The 20422-nt window shown below is 39.4% G+C and carries 14 protein-coding genes; 10 read left to right on the top strand and 4 right to left on the bottom strand.

The window, feature by feature from the left end; all coding sequences use genetic code 11:
* The first annotated feature begins 2 nt into the window (after window positions 1-2).
* From AN214_RS05040 to AN214_RS05015, 6 genes are all read left to right on the top strand, one after another.
* A complete protein-coding gene (locus AN214_RS05040) occupies window positions 3-1154 on the top strand; it encodes a hypothetical protein (protein WP_152960708.1) in 1152 nt (383 codons plus the stop codon).
* Window positions 1147-2169 carry a hypothetical protein gene (locus tag AN214_RS05035; protein WP_054978699.1) on the top strand — a complete coding sequence of 341 codons (1023 nt, stop codon included), beginning with the start codon at window positions 1147-1149 and terminating at the stop codon, window positions 2167-2169. Before AN214_RS05040 ends, AN214_RS05035 begins: the two co-directional genes overlap by 8 nt.
* Complete coding sequence (locus tag AN214_RS05030) at window positions 2166-3044, top strand: polysialyltransferase family glycosyltransferase (protein WP_054978698.1); 879 nt, start codon at window positions 2166-2168, stop codon at window positions 3042-3044. Before AN214_RS05035 ends, AN214_RS05030 begins: the two co-directional genes overlap by 4 nt.
* Window positions 3045-3264: 220 nt before the next feature.
* Window positions 3265-3954 (top strand): glycosyltransferase, encoded by a 690-nt coding sequence (locus tag AN214_RS05025; RefSeq protein ID WP_161805659.1) that lies wholly within the window; start codon window positions 3265-3267, stop codon window positions 3952-3954.
* Window positions 3954-4394 (top strand): MBOAT family O-acyltransferase, encoded by a 441-nt coding sequence (locus AN214_RS05020; protein WP_054978696.1) that lies wholly within the window; start codon window positions 3954-3956, stop codon window positions 4392-4394. The genes AN214_RS05025 and AN214_RS05020 overlap by 1 nt, the downstream gene beginning before the upstream one ends.
* A gap of 89 nt (window positions 4395-4483) precedes the next feature.
* Window positions 4484-4951 carry a nuclear transport factor 2 family protein gene (locus tag AN214_RS05015; RefSeq protein WP_054978695.1) on the top strand — a complete coding sequence of 156 codons (468 nt, stop codon included), beginning with the start codon at window positions 4484-4486 and terminating at the stop codon, window positions 4949-4951.
* Window positions 4952-5001: 50 nt separating this feature from the next.
* On the opposite strand, the gene AN214_RS05010 is transcribed toward AN214_RS05015, so the two are convergent.
* The 4 genes from AN214_RS05010 to AN214_RS04995 all read right to left on the bottom strand — a co-directional run bounded on the left by AN214_RS05010 (window position 5002) and on the right by AN214_RS04995 (window position 14484).
* Window positions 5002-7758 (bottom strand): DUF6493 family protein, encoded by a 2757-nt coding sequence (locus tag AN214_RS05010; protein ID WP_054978694.1) that lies wholly within the window; start codon window positions 7756-7758, stop codon window positions 5002-5004.
* Entirely contained in the window at window positions 7745-9109 is a 1365-nt protein-coding gene (locus AN214_RS05005; protein WP_054978693.1) for an SWIM zinc finger family protein, read from the bottom strand. The genes AN214_RS05010 and AN214_RS05005 overlap by 14 nt, the downstream gene beginning before the upstream one ends.
* Window positions 9110-9219: 110 nt before the next feature.
* Window positions 9220-12030, bottom strand: coding sequence for a bifunctional aconitate hydratase 2/2-methylisocitrate dehydratase (locus AN214_RS05000; protein WP_082428494.1), 2811 nt, complete (start codon window positions 12028-12030; stop codon window positions 9220-9222).
* Window positions 12031-12441: 411 nt separating this feature from the next.
* Window positions 12442-14484, bottom strand: coding sequence for a winged helix-turn-helix domain-containing protein (locus tag AN214_RS04995; RefSeq protein WP_054978691.1), 2043 nt, complete (start codon window positions 14482-14484; stop codon window positions 12442-12444).
* 238 nt (window positions 14485-14722) lie between these two features.
* Here AN214_RS04995 and AN214_RS04990 point away from each other — a divergent pair, with 238 nt between their 5' ends.
* The 4 genes from AN214_RS04990 to AN214_RS04975 all read left to right on the top strand — a co-directional run bounded on the left by AN214_RS04990 (window position 14723) and on the right by AN214_RS04975 (window position 20382).
* Window positions 14723-14920 (top strand): hypothetical protein, encoded by a 198-nt coding sequence (locus AN214_RS04990; RefSeq protein ID WP_054978690.1) that lies wholly within the window; start codon window positions 14723-14725, stop codon window positions 14918-14920.
* 507 nt (window positions 14921-15427) lie between these two features.
* Complete coding sequence (locus tag AN214_RS04985; protein WP_010558955.1) at window positions 15428-16153, top strand: TetR/AcrR family transcriptional regulator; 726 nt, start codon at window positions 15428-15430, stop codon at window positions 16151-16153.
* A gap of 21 nt (window positions 16154-16174) precedes the next feature.
* Complete coding sequence (locus tag AN214_RS04980; RefSeq protein WP_054978689.1) at window positions 16175-17284, top strand: efflux RND transporter periplasmic adaptor subunit; 1110 nt, start codon at window positions 16175-16177, stop codon at window positions 17282-17284.
* The gene (locus tag AN214_RS04975) at window positions 17284-20382 is read left to right on the top strand and encodes an efflux RND transporter permease subunit (RefSeq protein ID WP_054978688.1); all 3099 of its coding nucleotides are present in this window, start codon (window positions 17284-17286) and stop codon (window positions 20380-20382) included. Before AN214_RS04980 ends, AN214_RS04975 begins: the two co-directional genes overlap by 1 nt.
* Window positions 20383-20422 lie beyond the last annotated feature (40 nt).

The following is a 20422-nucleotide window of genomic DNA, read 5'->3' as shown; positions in this document are numbered from 1 at the left end:
GCTTGAAGGCACTCACAACCATGTACCATAACAGCTTTGACCTATCCAAGCTGCTCGATATCCTTTATCGTTTGGTGCCAGCAGTTATTCTTTTTACATTTATTAAAAGCTTAGATCTGATTGAGCACGCGAATGTGCGAAATGTTTTACTGGATATTTTATTATATTCACCGCTTTTACTGCCATTTTTCCGATTGGGAGTGCCAGTTTATCTGCAGCAAAACCTCAACCCAAGTATAAAACGGCAGCACCTTGTAAATGTGTTTTTAATTCAGGTCAGTTTATTAGTTGCTGCGCAAGTGATGCTGTTAGTTAACCGCCATGCGTATATTATTTTATTGGTTTCAATAACCGCAGCGATGTTGTTTAACATTGGCAGTTATATGATTAGACAAGGTAATCGCAATGGGTTCTTCTTGCAAAATGGCCTGTTGAATTTTTGTTTACTGTCGCTAGTGTGTTTATTTGTCATGGTAGGTGATTACCAAAGTGCAAAATTTCATATTGCTGCTATTTGCTTATTTTTAGCCTGTGTGGTGTTCTTTTTTATCTCACCCGATGAATTCAGTTATAACTGGAAACAAATCCCTAATTTAAAAATCTATATTTTAGATAGCTTAAGTACATTCTTCATTCCACTGGTTACCCTGCTTGCAGTAAAACTGTGTACCGATTCGCAGACAGATTACTTAATTCTTATCAAAATCAGTGCTTTTATTTCGGGTACATTAGGTGCTCTCATATTGCTTCGTGTTCATCACTTAGACACTAAAGATAGCAAGACTTTGCTGATCCACTATAACAAGATAAAGCAGAGCCAATTTAAGATTCTGTTTTTGCTTTCCATTTTCGGTTCCTTTGCAGCGTATATTTTTATCCCAAATCTTTTGTTTTATTTCATTCTCTTTATGTTGTTTGAAGCCATCTTACTGAAGTTTGGTCAAATGAACATTCTACTGAATTATAAAGGGCTTCATACCAAAGCGTTAAAAGCAACTGCGGTTTCTGCATTCTGTTGTCTTGTTTTGTATTTCTTATTTGACGCAATTACACTGGTATACCCTGATGCTTCAGCATTGATTTTTTACGCACTCGCAATTGCTTTATTTCATGGTAGTTGTCGGTACTTTCTGCTAAGGCATTGTAATGACTAGCTATCTCTATGCATTATCCATTAGTCTAGCGACTGTGCCACTCCCGTTTGTAGGGTTAAAACTGTTTTTTCCCTTCGCGCTTTTGCTTGCGTTAGTATCTACAAAGACCTATGACATCTATAAAATTATCAATACACTGTTAGTCGCGCTGCTGCTATCTATTTGTGCTTTTATATACAAAGACGACCCCGTTAAGATTTTGATTATTGTGTACTGTGCTTTGTCTATCAGTTTTTTATTGTTCGATTTTGACGTTCACGAAAAACATTGGCTATCTGTCGCTTATCTACTAATCATGTTTTTCATTCTGTCTATCTTAAGTATTCAGTTCTTAGGCTATGACATCATTGCCAAAATAATATATGGCGAATCACGTCATGAGATAGGTGCATTTGAATTAATTAGTTTTAGGGGATCTGGTGTTTACCAAGAACCGTCGACTTATGCGTACCATTTAATCGCGATAGTGTGCTTGTTACACCTTGCAAATTCAAAAGACTATTTTTTGCAAAAATGCATTATTCTTATTTTTGCACTACTTAGCTTTTCTGCAGCTGCTGCAGTTGCTTTACTCATGTTGGCTTACCTACTCATTTATGCACCCATTCGCTTTAATTTAAAGCTTTCGCTGTTACTGCTTTTATCTCCGGCGATAGTTTACTTAGGGTATATCGTTGTCACTTTCTTACAATACAAAGTTGGTCATTACGCAACAACGGGTTTTGACGAAGTAACACGTTTTCAAGCCATATCTTTATTTAGCGCCACCACGCCAATACTCGGTTTAACTGCAGAACAATTAAATAACTTAGTGATATTTGATATGGGGCCATTAATTTCTAGTGTATTGATTTTTGGTCTGCTTGCGATTCCAGTGGTGTTTGTCTTACTTTTTTGCTGTATAAAAAACCCACCAAGTTTCTGCTTGCTATTGACCAAGATACCACTAACCGATCCGTTACTGTGGTGTGTAGTTAGTCGTATTTTTAAACAGAACAAAACAGGTAAATTATGAAGCTCTCTGTAAACATCGATGCTTTGGAGAAAGAGCGCTTTGCCCGCCATGTATTACACAATCAGTGTGATTTTTATTATCACGAAGATAAACGTTCGATATTTGGAAAATGTAAATTTAGTCATGCAAAGCACGTGTTTATTTGGGGTCGTCGCCCTCCTGACATCGAGGCGTTTAAATTAGCAAGCAGGAGTGCTGACACCATTGTTATTCTTCAGCACGCTAAAAACCCAAGAAGAGAGCAGGTACCTCTAAGTTATTATAAACAAAACTATAAAAAACTCGTTTATTGGCTCTCCTCTATTGGCCGTTTAAAACTGTCTCGCTGGTATTTGGCACACAAAGCTCACCAACCTAAAGTGTTGCTGTTTTATTTTACCGAGGCCTATAAAACGGAGTGGCAACAGCATTTTACTGAACAACATAATGTCGAGTACATTTTATGTAATGCGCCTGATGTGAGCAGCTTTGGTGCTAAAACTGACGCCAAAGTATGCGCCACTCCTGTGCCCTGCTTTTACGTGGATGAACCGCTGACAAAAACACTGGGGATTTCTGAACAACAAGAGATTACTTTGTTGGTTGAGCTGCAACAGCTAATTGGCGACACTATCTATGTTAAATTACACCCACGCTCAAACATTGATAAGTTTAACCACCTAAACTTATTTAAAGTTGTCGATTGTATTTATCAAAATGCCTCTACCGTAGCGGGATATCGCTCAGGATTACTCGACTATCGATTTAAAAACCATACATGGTTAACATTGCAAAAGGATCTATCGTGGCAAAAAAAGTTAAAAAAGCACACACCCCACAGCCAAAAAGATTATGCGACCCAAGTTAAAGAGTACCTTTTAAAATATGATATATAACGTTCTTTGGAGTGATAAAAGTTTTGGTGGGGCCGAAATATATGTACGAAAAATGCAGAGCGAGTTTTCAATTCCTTTTATTACATTAAAAGATAAATCAGTGTGGCAATTAATCTGTTTCCTGTTCACATTACTGCGCCCGAGTAATCAATATATTTTCCATGACACAAGAGCCTCTTTATTTTCTGCTTTAAGATTTTTTTATAGAAAAGATATATGTGTGCTTCACGGGCCAGGAAAGTACTCAAAATTAATTTTTTTACTGCACAAGCTATTTAACAGCTACTGTTATCGCGTAATTTTAGTTAATAGCAATATTTTTTCTGCAAACGCGTGCAATGCATTTCATATCATTGAAAATGAGTCCGCATTAGACACATACTCAAACCCATCATCAACAGATCTGGTTTACTTTGGAAGACTTGAAAAATCGAAAGGTGTTGACGTACTTTGTCAGCTTTGGCAAAAACATGCACACCTTGGGTCTTTACATATTGTGGGCGATGGCAGTTTATTTGACACGTTAAAAACCCAATACCCAAATATTCATTTTTATGGTGCGCTTAATCATGACCAACTTAAAATGGTGATTAGCAATGTAGCTTTTTATGTTAGTTGCAGCATTCGTGAAGGAAAATCACTTTCACTTATGGAAGCAATGAGTACTGGCCTCATCCCCATTGTGTGTGACATTCAAAGCCAACATTTTTTAAAGCAAGATTTAGATCTGCCCTTGTTACACGAAGATTTCGCCAACTTTGATTCTGTCATATCAACATGGTTAAATCAAAAAGACGAACCAAAGAAGATCACCATGCAAAAAGTAAAAAACTACTCTAAAACCCACTTTCAGGGTAATTGGGCAAATCAATGGCGTGAAGTTTTAAAGCCAACAGGAAAACCGTACTAATGGCACTGTCTTTAAAGCAGTATGTGGAACGGCGAAATGGTGTGCCACTCGGTGCATCTGGCTCATTAACTAACATGCTCAAAAATGCCCTCGGTGCGAAAAATTTTTCACAATTTTGGCTTTATTGGAATCCGATTTGGGGCTATTACCTTGCAACAAAAATCCAAAAACCATTGACACGTTTTCTGCCACATTGGTTTGCTTTAATCGCCACGTTTACGGCCAGTGGTTTGCTTCACGATGTCGCTGTGATGTTACTCAAACAAAAACTGTTTATAGTCTGCACTCCTTGGTTCTCATTAATGGGTATAGCAGCGGTATTGAGCAAGAATAAGGTTCTTAACCTTTCAAGGTTTCCTTGGATAGTCAAAGCAGGTGCCAATTGCAGCATCATTATTGTGTGCTTTATTTGTTCCCGCTATTTATCAGAATTTGTGTAACAAAATACTTCTAACTAGTTATTTTAGTTTGTTTTTGCATTAAGGAGCGTTAGATTAGCTAGACAAATTTCATACAATTGAGGTTAATAATGCGTGTAGTTATAGGAATATTTTTAATCGTTGCAAGCATTCAAAATGCACTTGCCGAAACGAAACAAATGGATTTAAAAGAGTTTGCTAATAACTATTATAAAACCATGGTGGCTACCCAATCACCCACCGCCACAAGTAAAGAACTAGAAGATTATTTAGCTTTATTAACCGATGATATCGGTCATTCGCACCTACCTTATGTCACTGACGACTCTCGCCTACCAGATGGTAAACAAGCTATGCGAAAAGGCATGACATTTTATTTAGGCGCACATACCGAGTTTAAATCAGAGTTGTTAGATGTGTTTACCTTTAATACTTCCGCTGTTGCCATTCGTTATACAACTTCAGCAAAAGGCATACATCCACAGAACAAGCAACCGCTTGAGTATTCAAATGTAATGATGGAAGTGCTCGAAATTGAAGATGGTAAAGTTGCGGTTATTCGCAAATATCACGAGTAAAATAGCGCTGGGTAAAGCCGAAATACTGATAGTACTTCGGCTTTTTTTATTTAAGCCGTCTGTAACGACCGCTTTAATAAGGCCTTACAGGCTTTTCCTTGCTTGCCTCCTTTTTTATTATTCTTATAGTAACTAATGGCTTGGTTGACATCCGTACTTAAGCCAAACTCAATTTCTAGCTCATTAAGCAACTCTAACAAGCCTCCCATATCGCGTGGCGCATCTGCAGGGTCGTGGGTTAAGAGCTTAGGTATAAGCTGACAAATAAATCGGCCGTGCTTAGGGGAAATTGTGGCGATTTCTTTAAACATTTTAGTCCAGCGACCAACAGTGATATAGCCACTGGGTAGTAAGAAAGCAGCTTCTTTTGCTAGCACATCAAGATCAAGCCGCTCGTCTGCAATAGCTTGTATTGTTGCCTCGAGCACAACTCCTTTTTGACATGCTTCTACCGCCGCAAATCCAATACTCAATAAAAGTGCGGCAACAGGCGTAATCTGTACATCACCTTTTAGTAGTGGTTCAAAGTAACATTTGAAATACCAAGATGAATTTTCATCGGGTGAAAAAGACATAGTAGCCTGAGCAAAAAATGCATCTAGGTCGTAAGGCCATACTGTAGCTGACCAACGCACACTCAAGTCACTTTCTCCAATCACGTCATAAGTGGTGTCATTCACATTAGAAAGATTTACTAAAGCGTTAGCTGGGCGCTTTTGGTGTGTTAAGGTTGAAATATGTTCTATGTTAAAATGTTCAATATTATCCTGATTTGTTTTACAAATTAACTTGTACCAATTCCACTTTTTATCAAAGAGTTCTAACTTAAAGACATGCTCAGCCTTTTCAAAGCCATCAGGCCCGTAATAACCAAACTTGTCAGTTAGTGCGTTTGTTACGTCTTGATCTTGCCTAATTCGAGAAGCAGCGAGCCAAAGTGCGCATTCGTTACCCAGTTCTATAGTATGGCCTAAAGCAAACTTAACACAATTTACAAATTCATCACTATGTTCGAGTAACTCTGGTTTAATTGCAATGCGTTTATCAAGTCTTAATAAGGCCAAAGCCTGTTCTGTAATATCACAAAATACATTGTTTTTCTTGTTTGATAAGAACCTATCAATAAGGACATTCGGATTGATAAACCCTCTGCCATGGGTGGGGAACGCCAATAAGCAGGCAGCAGACTCGTTTATAGAAAGTTTACAGGCGGTTTTGCTGTGCTCTAACAAAACGTCAAACCAGCCAATGATTGAATAACGCTCAGGCTGAAAGTGTTTCGCTTGGCTAATATAATCCATATTTTCTAAATAACTTTTAGTTACAGCAGCCATTAGATATTGTTCTTCTGATACTCTGCTTTGATAGAAATATTTAACATCACATTTTTGCCAAACTTTATTCGCTCTACTTAATAATGCTTGCCCTTTTGCTTGTTTAATATTGGGCTCAATGTCAGCAAAGCGAACCACGCCATCTAACGCGCGTTCTAAGGATATTGGGTCTTCTTGGCACTCAATTAAATGGGTTAATAGCTCTAATAACTCATTAAAAGAGGCAACTGGCATAATTGGTTCAAACGGATCATAATCTGATTCAAATACTATTTGCTCAACCGGTACTTCTTGTTCCTCCTCTAACCAATCGCTTAGTCGATGCTTTTGGCTTGCTGCAACCATCTCAACATTAGCGCCAATAGCATCACTTAGTAGTGCATCATTTTTGTCACCAAAGGTTTCAATTAAATCAATTGCTAATTTATGCACATCTGCGTGTTCGTGCAACAATGCAACTGCTGCTAAAAGCGCAATTTGATTTTGATAAGGCGCGTGTTGCTTTGCAATTTGATTAAGTAGTTTTAAAGCGGTTAACACTGTGCCTTTTGCTTTAGCATACAATACAGGCTCAACATTTTGCATAAAGAGTTCTACATCAAGCTGCTTGTTTTTTGCTAAGGTATTAAGTGCTTTTAACGCAAACGTCACTGTGGGTGGTATTTGGCTACCAAGCAAATGGCAGTAACGAGATTCAAGATTTTTGCGCTCTTCAATACTCGGTTTAAGTTGTTCATGAAAACGTGAAAACCAACCTGCACGCTTTTGTATAAAGTCTTGGTCTAGGGCGTTGAGTGAACAAATAAGCAGCTTCTCTCGCGGTAACACGCCTTTTTGCTCTTGTTCAAGAAAAAAGCTGGACCAACTTGGGCCACCATAGATTTCACACCCAGCTAAATTACAGTCACTGGTACCTTCAACTTCAAATAGCTTCCAGATGTCAACTTGGGCAAGTTCAGAGTCTTTTGTGAACTCTTTGTCAATGTTAAAATCAGGACCAAAACCCTGTATTAATTTAATATAAAAGTGCTCACTGGTTGGCTTATTGCAATAACCTTTTTGATATAAAGCGTTAAGCTCATAAAAGCTAATGCGAGATCGCTCTGATAGACTTGCTACCCAAGTATCAACCCACTGTAACGGCTTGTTAAATTCAGTGATCACTAATTCACAAAAAGCACCATCATCAGGATTCACTTGCCAACCAAGTTTTTCAATAGAATTTAACGGTAACACGCCATATACACAAATTCTTGCAGCATACAATTGGTTTTCAATATCCTTCCTTTGTTGTGTTGTTGAGAGTGAACTAAACCGTATTTCCCGGTCCTTATCAGTGAGCTCTTTGAAAATTTTTGATAAAGATGTACGTAATTTTTGTAATGTTTCTGAGTCGCATGCGTTAATTAAGCTAATACATGCTTTGTAATCACCCGTGTTAATATGTTCTGCTAATTGGTCAAATTGAGTCATTTCCCTGTTCCTCTAAAATCATTAAGGTGGCAAGAATATGTTTGCATGGCCCTCTGTCTCCTTTGTATTTTCCATACCACGGGCATGTACACTTTTCCTGCTCGGACGTAATTTCGACCCTATGCGTTATCTTATTACTTTGCACGTTAGCATAGAGGTATGTGTCTGTTTTTTCTGTAATAAGTACAGCGCTTTTGTCGACAAGCTTTGCTGCAGATTTAAATCTAGGATTAAGTTGATCAACCAAATCCAAATCAAAACGTAACACCCGGTGGAAGAAACACTGTTTGTTTACGTCAAAGCCAACCAGTCCGCGCGTTGCTAAAATTGACAGTGCTTGTTGTATATCATCTTTGCTGACACCGAGTTGTTGGCTCATCACTTCTATACTAATTTGGCTTTGCCAATTAAGCTCAGCTTTAATATTGGCAAGCAAGGCATCGTTGTTAAATGCGACTAAGGCTTTTAATAAATTCCCCTCGCCTGAGAACCCCCGCCATGGCTCAGCACTTAATACATATGTCAGTGCCAGATCACCAATATGTAATACCCAGCAAGATAGAGATTGAGAGTTGGTGCTATATATTTCTAACTTATTGCAAATAGGTAATAACTCTGCAATTAAGTTTAGTCGTTCAATCCCTTTTAACTTAATGCCATGTTTTTGAGTTTGATGCGCGATACGTATCGATTTACCATGCCTTGTTAACCAGACATACTCTTTGTTTTTATTGCGTGGTAACTGTCTAAAAAGCTTAATGGCTTCGACACGACTTAATTCACCAAACTTAGTTGCGTCCACTTGCATGGCCTGCACTTCTGAAAACCCTTTAATCCAGCGCACAGGTAACGTTACTTTTTTTTCAAATACAGTCGATTTACTCGATTCAAGGGAAAAACCGTTTTGAGATACGTTAAACGTTAAGTTATCTGATTTTCTAACGTGTGAAAGCGCCGCTCTCATCTCTTGGCCAAAATCTACATTGGTTGTGCCTGTCGTAACTTTACTCGCGCTAAAACAGGTGTTTGGTATATCAAGTCGCGCATAAGCACTACAGCAGCTAGAAAATACCTCGAATCGCAGTTGGTTATGCGCTGCCGTTACCACTGGATCAGCCTCACGTAATATACGCGCTAACATTGCTGGAGGAATATAAAAGCGTGCACCGACAACCTTGCTTAAAAAGCGTAAACACCTTGCAGTTTCATATGCTTTGGTAATGTTACCGTCAAAAAATATTGAGGTGTTTTTACTGTCATTTGATGCAGCTAATTGTAAAACTTGTTGCTCGTCATTTACGACCAAGCGAGAATGTGTGCGATAGGTATTCGCAAAAGATACCGAAGACATAATACGTTCCTTGTAAAATCATCTTTTAAGTGTGCATTAAAGGCAGATTTTAGGCAATAAAAAAGCGCGTATAACACGCGCTTTTTCAATAAGTTAGATTTAAATTAACTTTATACAACCTTTACAGGCACAACTTGCTCAGAACCAAATTTGGTGGTGAGTTCTTCTTCAAGTGGTGTAAACGCTGTTAAGTCAATACCTTCAACTGCTGCTGAGTATTCAGCCATAGTTGGGAAACGACCAAGAATTGAAGATAGTACTACTAATGGTGTTGAACCAAGTAGTGACTCACCTTTCTTCTCTGATGTATCAGCTACTACACGGCCTTGGAAAAGACGTGTTGATGTTGCGATTACAGTGTCACCCGGCTCAGCTTTTTCTTGGTTACCCATACATAAGTTACAGCCTGGGCGTTCTAGATACAGGATGTTTTCGTACTTAGTACGTGCAGCTGTTTTCGGATTTGCATCGTCAAACTCAAAACCTGCGTACTTAGCAAGTACTTCCCAATCACCTTCTGCTTTAAGCTCATCAACAATGTTGTATGTTGGTGGCGCAACAACTAGTGGCGCTTTAAATTCGATTGAACCGTTTTGCTTTTCTAGGTTACGTAGCATTTGCGCGATGATCTGCATGTCACCTTTGTGAACCATACACGAACCAACGAAACCAAGGTCAACTGGCTTGCCATCGTAGAAAGAAACTGGACGAATAACATCGTGCGTGTAACGCTTAGAAACGTCATCGTTATTTACGTCTGGGTCAGCGATCATTGGCTCAACGATTTCATCAAGATTAACTACTACTTCTGCGTAGTACTTAGCGTTGTCATCAGGTGCAAGTGCTGGTTGTTCACCAAACTTAATACCTGCGATACGCTCGTCAGCTAGGTCGATAAGGCCTTGAAGCGTCTTCGCTTCGTTTTCCATACCCTTGTTGATCATGATCTGGATACGGCTCTTAGCAAGTTCAATTGACTTGATAAGTGTCTCGTCGTTTGAAATACAGATTGACGCTTTCGCTTTCATTTCTGCAGTCCAGTCAGTGAACGTGAACGCTTGGTCAGCCATTAGCGTACCAATGTGAACTTCGATGATACGACCTTGGAACACGTTCTCGCCGCCAAATTGCTTAAGCATTTGTGCTTGCGTTGCGTGTACCACGTCACGGAAGTCCATGTGCTTAGCCATTTTGCCTTTAAACGTTACTTTAACTGAATCAGGAATTGGCATTGCTGATTCACCGGTTGCTAAAGCAATTGCTACAGTACCTGAATCCGCACCGAACGCGACACCTTTAGACATACGCGTGTGAGAGTCACCACCGATGATGATTGCACGGTCGTCCACAGTAATATCGTTTAATACTTTGTGGATTACGTCAGTCATTGAGTGGTAAATGCCTTTCGGATCACGTGCAGTGATAAGGCCAAACTTGTTCATGAACGCCATTAATTTAGGAATGTTTGCTTGCGCTTTTGCATCCCAAACTGATGCTGTGTGACAACCAGATTGATATGCACCATCTACAAGTGGTGAAATCGTTGAAGCAGCCATAGCTTCAAGTTCCTGGCATGTCATAGGACCCGTTGTATCTTGCGAACCTACGATGTTAACTTTAACACGTACGTTTGAGCCTGCGTGAAGTGGCGTTTCAGATTGAACACCTACCGCATTACGGTTAAAGATTTTCTCAACAGCAGTAAGGCCTTGGCCTTCGTGTGAGATTTCTTTTGAAGGTGCGTAAACTGCTGGTGCATCAACACCTAGCGTTTCTGCTGCTAACGTTTGAAGTTTCTTACCGAATACAACCGCGTAAGAACCACCTGCACGCATGAATTCTACTTTCTGTGGAGTGAATGCAGATGACACATCTACAAGCTCTTTGTCACCGTTGTATAGCTTCTTCGCTTGAGTATCAATTGTTAATACAGTACCCGTTGCAACAGAGTAAGCTTCTTCTAGTACTGCATCGCCATTTGCGTCTGTAACTGTTTTACCGTCAGCGTCAACTTTCTTAACCCAGTTTTTAAGGTCAAGACCGATACCACCAGTTACGTCAACTGTAGTAAGGAAGATAGGCGCAATACCGTTAGTACCCGCAACAACTGGTGCAATGTTAATAAATGGAACGTATGGGCTCGCTTGCTCACCTGCCCAAAGTGCAACGTTGTTCACACCAGACATACGTGAAGAACCAACACCCATAGTACCTTTTTCTGCGATAAGCATTACTTTCGCGTTAGGGTGCTTTTCTTTAAGCGCAACGATTTCTTGTTGTGCTTCAGGTGTAATCATACATTGGCCGTGTAATTCACGGTCAGCACGTGAGTGCGCTTGGTTACCTGGAGAAAGTAAATCTGTTGAGATATCACCTTCACCTGCAATGTAAGTTACAACTTCAATCTTCTCTGGAATGTTAGGAAGTTTTGTGAAGAACTCAGCATTTGCATAGCTTTCTAGGATTTCTTTAGCAACTGCGTTGCCTGCTTTGAACGCTTCTTGTAAACGCGTTGTATCTGCATCGTATAGGAATACTTGTGTTTTAAGTACTTCAGCAGCTTGTTTTGCCACTGCTTCATCGTTACCGAGTGCAAGATCAAGTAATACTGCGATTGATGGACCACCTTTCATGTGTGAAAGTAGTTCAAACGCAAAGTCAGCTGAAATTTCAGCAACACTTTCTTCACCAAGAATGATTTCTTTTAAGAATTGCGCTTTAACGCCTGCCGCTGGTGTAGTACCAGGGAGTGTGTTGTAGATGAAGAATTTTAATGAATCTTCACGGTGCTCATTTGTTGTATCTTTAATTTGAGCCATGATCTCAGATAGTAGCTCTGCACTATCAATTGGCTTTGGGCTTAAACCAAGGTCTTTTTTACGAACCTCAATTTCTTCCATGTATTCTGTGTACAAACTCATAAAAAACTCTCGACGTGTTTTTGAAAAGATATGAACTAAGTATTTTACATGATTTTTACTCACTCACTAAACTGTCGAGTCTAAAAAACATGAAAAACTCAGTAAATTAATACTAATTGATAACCTTACTGGTCATAATCGTGAAGTCGTCAATAACTCATTGATAATAGTTATTATTACCAAACAAAAACCTAACCACTTTGCAACCAATTAAAGCACGTTAATGGGATTACGCAACAGTCTGTTTTATCTGTCGGCTTCACTTTATATATTCATTTTCTGGCATTGTAACACGAGGATATCGCAAGCAGGATTTAGCCAAATAATACCCACTATAAATGATACTTATATTAGGGTGGAAAAATATAATTTAGGTTGATATTTGAACGCAAAAAAGCGTTAAATAGCGATTTACCACCAGATCCGTTCGATATTTATATCTTTCATGGTTCTACTACCAAGTAATATTTGGTGCTTATTTGTTATGTCCATACTGTGAATATTAAAATCGAGCTTACTGACATCGGCTTCTTTATCACCAGCTTTAAAACGATAAACCGTTTTAATTCGGTCAGTTGCGTAAAAGTAATCATCTACGGAGCTAAATCGCATATTTAAATCGACAATAATATTGTCAGGCAATGTAACTAATTCTTTAGTATCTAGATTAACTAAGCCTTTATCAGTTGCGGCATAAGGCACACCGTTATTACTATTAAATAGTGACAAAGAGTTTACTGATAATATGGTTTGCTGTTCCTCTGTTATAAAGTCATAACGTTTTACCCGTGCGTCATCGCCTTTTTTTACATATAACAAAGTGTTACTGTTTTCGCCCCATATAATCGACAATAGTTCTTTATGTGTTAAAAAATCAACGCTGCGTAATTTACCCGAATCTACATTTAAAATTTCAATGCGGTTATTGCGCTGAAACAACAAATGCTTGCTATTGGGACTTAACTTCAACTTTGATAATGCGGTTGCTTTATCTTCAAAATGGGTTAATTGCTTAACGCCTAATTTGTTTCCACGCCATACCTGCGGTATGCCACTTCGTTTAGAAATAAAATAGGATTGCTGGCGCGTATTATCGTACTGAATAAAATATGAGTGATGGTTTGATTCATAAATATTGTACGCATCCTGCCCTCGGCTAAAGTCATCAACTTGTTTAAAGCCATAATGCTGAGTGTTTCCCGTTGTGTAATAGAGATCTGTCTTATCTTTGTGACTTATATAGTAAGGCCGCACAAAATCAGGTAGCGACAGGCGTTCAATAATATTGGATGAGTTGATATCGATCGTTACAATTTCATCGTAATCAATAAATCGTAACGTTTTTATATCGACCCAATCTAATGCAAATGAATACGTTGCTGACTTATTTTGATATAGCCTTTTTGACTCTAGTGTATCTAATGAGTGCAAAAACACTTGCACACGCTTATTTTTCTCAAAAATTAAATAGGCTAACCACTTTCCGTCTTGTGACAGCTTTGGCATCGCTGGGCCAAACAAATCAGGGCGTGCCGGAACCAATGCGTGTGATGTCTTGGTTTCTGTATCGTACTTTAACAAGGCTTTTGTTTTTAGGTCGTTATTACTCGATGTGTAATACAAATACCGCCCTTGTTTATCGAGCGCTGCGTAGCCATCTGTTTGGTAATTACAATCTGATAGATGCGTAAATTCCGAGCGCGCCGTAAAACCCGATACATCTGCCAACAGAAATTCGCATTTACCCAAGCTTACGTCTAAAGCCTGCACAATTAAACTGTGCTGCTGATTTTGCCACGCTAATGCAGAAATCATCATTGTTGGGTGAACCAGCATAATTTCTTGCTTATTCGCCATCCGTCTAATATGGACTTTTCGCTCTTTTGTATCTGGATAAGAGCGAGTGTAAGCCATGAACGCTTTATCAAAACTAAATAACGGAAGCATTTCAGCACCGTTATCGTTTGTTACAAGCTCAGTAGTAAAATCTACCTTCGCTACATAATCACTACTGTGCTCTGGCCAAAAATACCAACAAAGTTGCCCAACAACCAACAATAATACGCCAATAATAAGCAACGTATTTGGACGGGCGCTCGTTTGTTTTGATTGACCTTTTTCCACAATCTCAGTGTTTTGGCTTTCAATTACCTTTGGCTGGAGTTGTAAGCTGTACCCTTTACGATAATGGGTTTTGATTAGCGGCGCTTCAAGCTCAGAATGCTGGAGTTGTTTTCTCAATTCAGACATTGCACGATTTATCGCATTGTCGTCAACAAATGATTGCTGCCAAACATTATCAACCAACATTTGGCGAGAAATAATTTGCTTTGGATGTGCAATAAAATACCGCAATAACTTAACAAGAAGTGGGTCTAATTCCGTTTTAATATCACCATTTGAAAGCAAACATAAATCGCTATCAAAAAGCCAAGGTCCTAACTGATAAATCACGTTGGTCGCAGTTAACAAAAAATAAACGCGATATTAGCATAACTCACTTTATTTTCTATAAGTAATATTATTTATTTAAAAAACAACCAGATAAGGATTCATTTAAAGCATTGAATTTTATATGTAATTTTCAGTTAAACCTTATCTTTCATAATATAATAGTTTGATAAGAGACAAAAATTAATTTTATCGGCATCATGGCCCAACAAACGTAATTTATGTAAAGCGGAATCAACCAATGTCACTTATTGCACTTATTTTTTCAGCACAATTAGCAATGCCTGAGCTTAATCACAATGAAGTGTTACAAGCTTCAAATGCAAACCACTACACACAAACAAAACAGACGAATACACAACAAGTAAAAAAGAAGCAAGTTGAAAAGAAAAAAGACACTGGTAGCCTTTTTTCAGTGTCTTTTAAGATTAGGTTTTAACAAATTTTAATATCTAGATTTGACACAATTAAGCTATCTTGTTTTCGACATTAATTCATTGACATCTAGGTTCGAGTATAAGTTTGTTTAACATTGGGTAATTTTGAATTTACTTTGCCAAACAAATTATATTTAACGAATGTACAAAACAACTAAGCCCATAAGTTTCAATTACACTAAGCATTTTTAATTAACGGTACACAAACAGTATAAGTTGACGCCCCCTCTGCAATAACAGCAATATAAATCGAATTTTCATTTAAACTTGTGTATTCAAGTCAATTTCTTACCTTTCACTACCTGAAATCAGCTAAACAAAAAAACTAACAAGTTAGACCCAAACATACCTTCATTAATATAAAATTAATTAGACCCTAATAACTTATCCTAATTTGTAATTAACAAGCCCAATATTTTAATTGACATTAACCTTTGCTGAATTAGAATAACGCCATTCGAATTTCATTCGAATGGCGTTACCAAAGAAAATAAGCGAGAGGTTTAGTAATGGCACCAGCACCAAAATATAGCCTGCAAGAACAGGAAAGAATGATTTTAAATGCCGCAGAACAGTGCATTAACGAGTCGTCAGTTACTGACTTTACGATGGCTAAGGTCGCGCGTTTGGCAGGTCTTTCAATGGGCTCTGTATATAAGTTCGTGCAGAGCAAAGAAGATATTGTGCTTGCCCTTGCCTATCAATCATTTGATCACGTATCAAAGGTATTTGAACGTGTGCTTAGCTTGCCTTTATCAACGCCAGAAAAAATGCTCGCGGTATGCTTAATATCCCCTAAAGCCATGCAACGCTTTGAATTTGATTACGAACTGCAATCTTATTCAACCAATAAAGCGGTTATTCAACGCGCTTCTAGTCGTTGGACTGAAAAAATGATCGACGCCTGTAACTGTTGTGAACAAGGTTTTAAATTAGCCCTTTCCGATGGCATCAGTGCGGGCGAGCTGCAAAATGTGCCTAACCTAAGCGAAGTGATTGAAGAAATACTCATTAGTGGCTGGGCTATAACTGTTGGCTTTGAACAAGTACAACGGGTTAAACAAACGCAGGAAATTGTCGAAGGTACAGACTCATTACTTGAGCCATTACCGCTTAATCATCCTATTATTAGAAGCACAGTGCGTTTGCTTAATAGTTACCCATGGAAGAAACCCATCGATGATGACTCACTTGTCACCATTGAAAACGAATTAAAGAAATTAACATTGCGTTAATGCAATACAAACGGAGAAAGTATGAAAATTAAACGCTGGCTCGCAGCCATTATCCTTATACTTGTTATTGTCTCGGGACTAGGTTTTGCCAAGTTTAGTCAAATTCAAGCAATGATTGCCTTTGCCGAATCATTTCCTGAACCTTCCGCATCGGTTAAAAGTACCTATGCACAGCCAACTCAGCATATTAAAACCGTAAAAGTTATTGGCCAAGTGCAAGCACCGAATACACTAACCGTAAGCAATGAATATGCTGGCAATATTACCAAAGTAGGTTTTAAACCGGGTGATATAGTTGAAAAAGATCAGTTACTTATAAAACTAGATACCAGTATCGAAGAAGCCAACTTAAGTGCTGCTAAAGCACGTCTTACACTTGCAGAATCAACCCTATCGCGTGTTGAAAAGTTGTTATCGCAAAAGCGTATTAGCCAAGATGAAGTGGATAAAGCGCTGGCAAATGTTAATGTTGCTAACGCTGAAGTAGCTAATTTAACGTCAGTTATTAATAAAAAGAACATTAAAGCGCCGTTTGCTGGTCGCGTTGGTTTAACGCAATATCAAGTCGGCCAATTACTTGATGCCAATAGCCAAATCACTACTTTGGTTGGCTTAAATGATAATATTTGGATTGATTTTGCTGTGCCACAAACGCTACCACGCTTAGCCATTGGTGATGCCCTGCGCGTTGCACCGGTAAAGCAGCAAAAGTCAGACACCACGTTAACGGCTGAGCTTATTGCTATTGCGCCGAATATCGACGTAAATTCACGCCAGCAAAGCTATCGCGCCATTGTTAACAACCAAAATAAGCAGTTACATCACAACCAAATGGTGAGTGTGTTTGTACCAATTGAAGTGATTGACGCAGTAGCAGTACCGACCAATGCGGTAACACGCAGCCACTTCGGTGATTTTGTTTATAAATTAGAGAAAGACGATAAACAAAATTGGCGTGCCAAGCCAATAAAAGTAGAGCTAGGCGACAAAATCCAAGACCAACAATTAATCTTAAGTGGTTTAAATGCTGGTGAGTTTATTGCCAGTGAAGGTGCGTTTAAACTAAAAGAAAATCTCTTGGTTTACACCACAGAAACGGCAGAAAATACAACGCACACTGGAGGCTTGTAATGAGTTCATTACACGAAAACAAGCCCTCCTTTATGGACATATTTGTCAATCGACCCGTATTGGCAATCGTACTGTCAGTATTAATTGTGCTTGCGGGTATTAACGCCGCGCAAAAAATCTCGGTACAACAATACCCGAAAATTGAAAGTGCCTCGTTAGTCATTAATACCGTTTACACCGGTGCATCAGCCGATGTTGTAAAGGGCTATGTTACCGAGCCTATCGAGCGTGTAACCTCTACGGTTCCAGGCGTAGATTACGTTGATTCAATTACCACAGCTGGCCTTAGTAAAGTAACTGCGTGGCTTGAGTTAAACCACAATACGACAGATGCCTTAGCAGAGCTCACGACTAAATTAAACCAAATCAAATTTGAACTACCAACGGGCGCTGAAGATCCGGCAATTCAAATTGTACGTGCCGATAGCCCGTACGCGGTGTTTTACCTGGATGTGCAATCGCAAGGTTTACCGCGTAGCGAAGTAAGTGACTACCTAACCCGTAATATTGTGCCGCAAATGAGCGATATTGATGGCGTGCAAAAAGTAACCCTAGAAGGCGGTCGCGATCCAGCTATGCGTATTTGGCTTGATACCGATAAGCTCGCTGTTTACAACATCAGTGCGGTTGATGTGTTTCAAGCACTGCAAGCTAACAACACCATTGCAACATTAGGCTACAGTGAAAACAACCGCCAACGCATTGATTTAATGGCTAATACATCGCTAAAAAGCGTTGCTGATTTTGAAAACCTCATCGTAAAAGAAAGTGACGGAGTGCAACTTCGTCTTGGTACTATCGCCAATGTCGAAATTGGCGAAGCCGAAGGCATGGTAACAGCGCGTTTAGATGATCACGATACGGTATTTTTAGCAGTTTGGGCGCTACCAGGCGCTAACGAAATTGTGATTGGCGATGCACTTTATAAAAAGTTAGATCAAATCAATGAGGTATTGCCAAACGGTATGCACATTGAAATTGGCTACGATGGCACGCTCTACATGCGTGATTCAATTAAAGAAATTTTTACCACGCTGGGTGAAACGGTTTTACTTGTTGGCATTGTGGTTCTCGCGATGATGGGCTCATTTAGAACGGCTATGGTGCCGCTTATCACCATTCCTATTTCAATTTTAGGTGCGATTGCTGTTATTTATGTAGTTGGGTTTTCACTTAACCTGCTGACAATTCTTGCAATTGTGTTATCAGTTGGCCTTGTTGTGGACGATGCCATTGTGGTCGTTGAAAACGTAGCCCGCCATATGCGAGAAGGCAGACCTCGCTGGCAAGCTGCACTCATTAGTTCACGTCAATTACTTGTGCCAGTAATTGCCATGACCTTAACGCTTGCGGCAGTGTACGCACCCATTGGCTTTTTAACTGGTTTAACGGGCTTCTTATTTAGAGAGTTTGCGCTTACCCTTGCCATTGCTGTACTTATTTCCGGTGTTGTTGCAGTAACTTTATCGCCCATTATGAGTGCGTGGGTTAACGCTGAAGGCGGTAAAGAAAGTAAACTAACGAAAAAAGTAAATAGCTACTTTGATAAGTTACAAAATTTCTACTTTAACGCATTAGACACCCTATTTAACTGGCGCGCACAAGTATTCTTCGTCGCTATTGTGTTTTCATTGTTGTCGGCACCTTTCTATCTTTTATCACAAAAAGAACTCGCGCCAATTGAAGACCAAAGCAGTATACAAGTGGTTGTTGAAGCGCCGCCGGAGTCTTCTCAAGCTTATACTTCAAGCAAAATGAATGATACCGCTGAGGTGATGAATGCAACGGAAGGTGGTCAGTTTACCTGGCAAATTATTACTGCCGCGGCCGGTTTTGGTGGTGTTGAACTTGCGCCATATGAAGAGCGCGAAAACTCGGTACACGACTTACTGTTTGACCTTTACGGTCGACTTGGCAGTGTAACGGGCTTAAGCTTGTTCCCAATTCTGCCAGCGTCATTGCCTACCGCAGGACAGTTTGACGTTGAAGTGGTATTGCGCGCGAATGATGACCCAGAAACTATGAAGCAATACGCCGACGAGATTATTGCAAAAGCAAACGCCAGCGGCAACTTTATGTTTATTAATACCGACCTAAAAATCGATTTACCGCAAGCAGAACTAGAAATCGACCGCGAATTAATCGCCGATTTAGGGTTAAATTTACAATCGGTGAATGATCAGCTGAGCATTTTAATGTCGAACAATTTTGTAAACTATTTTAATAAAGACGGCAAAGCCTATCGCGTGATCCCAATTGTTGGCGATAATGAGCGCTATAACCCTGAAAATATTCTCGATATGAAAATACGCACAGGTAGTGGCGAGCTTATTCCTGTGTCGTCATTTGCAACATTACGCACGTTTACCAGCCCGCGCGTATTGGGCTCGTTTAACCAACAAAGTTCATTTAGAATTTTAGCGGGTGTTTTGCCTCATATCACCAAGGAGCAAGGTTTAAGCACTATTGAACAAATTGCAGCTGACGTTTTACCAAAGCATTATTCTATTGATTATGCAGGTGAATCACGCCAACTTCGTAAAGAAGGTAATACTATGGTTGGCGTACTATTAGTATCAATGATTGTGGTTTACTTCCTGCTGACGATTCAATTTAATAGCTTCCGTGACCCGTTAGTTGTATTGCTTGGCTGCGCGCCTTTAGCACTTGCAGGCGCACTAATGTTGCCATTTTTATCATTAACTACGGTGAATATTTATAGCCAAATAGGCCTTATTACCTTGATAGGATTGATTGCAAAGAACGGTATTTTAATTGTTGAATTCGCGAATCATTTACAGCTTGAAGGTAAATCTAAACTAGACGCTGTAAAAGGCGCTGCCGCTACACGTTTACGCCCAATTTTAATGACCACAGGTGCAACCGTACTCGGTCATTTCCCATTGGTATTAGTAACGGGCGCAGGCGCTGAAGCGCGCAATAGCATTGGTATTATTTTGGTTGCCGGAATGTTGATTGGTACCTTCTTTACCTTAATGGTGCTACCGCTACTTTATGAAAAAATAGCAAAAGATCACCGCGGCGAAATGGAAACAGAAGAAGCCTTATCTCATACGCAATTTCAAACCGCTTTGTAAATTCAGATTTGCGCGTTAACAACTCAAGGTTGTTGGTGCG

Origin of the sequence: Pseudoalteromonas sp. P1-9 (genome assembly GCF_001399975.1) — a bacterium.
GTDB lineage: Bacteria > Pseudomonadota > Gammaproteobacteria > Enterobacterales > Alteromonadaceae > Pseudoalteromonas.
The sequence above is the reverse complement of the archived record's forward strand: the minus strand, read 5'-3'. Positions and strand labels throughout refer to the sequence as shown.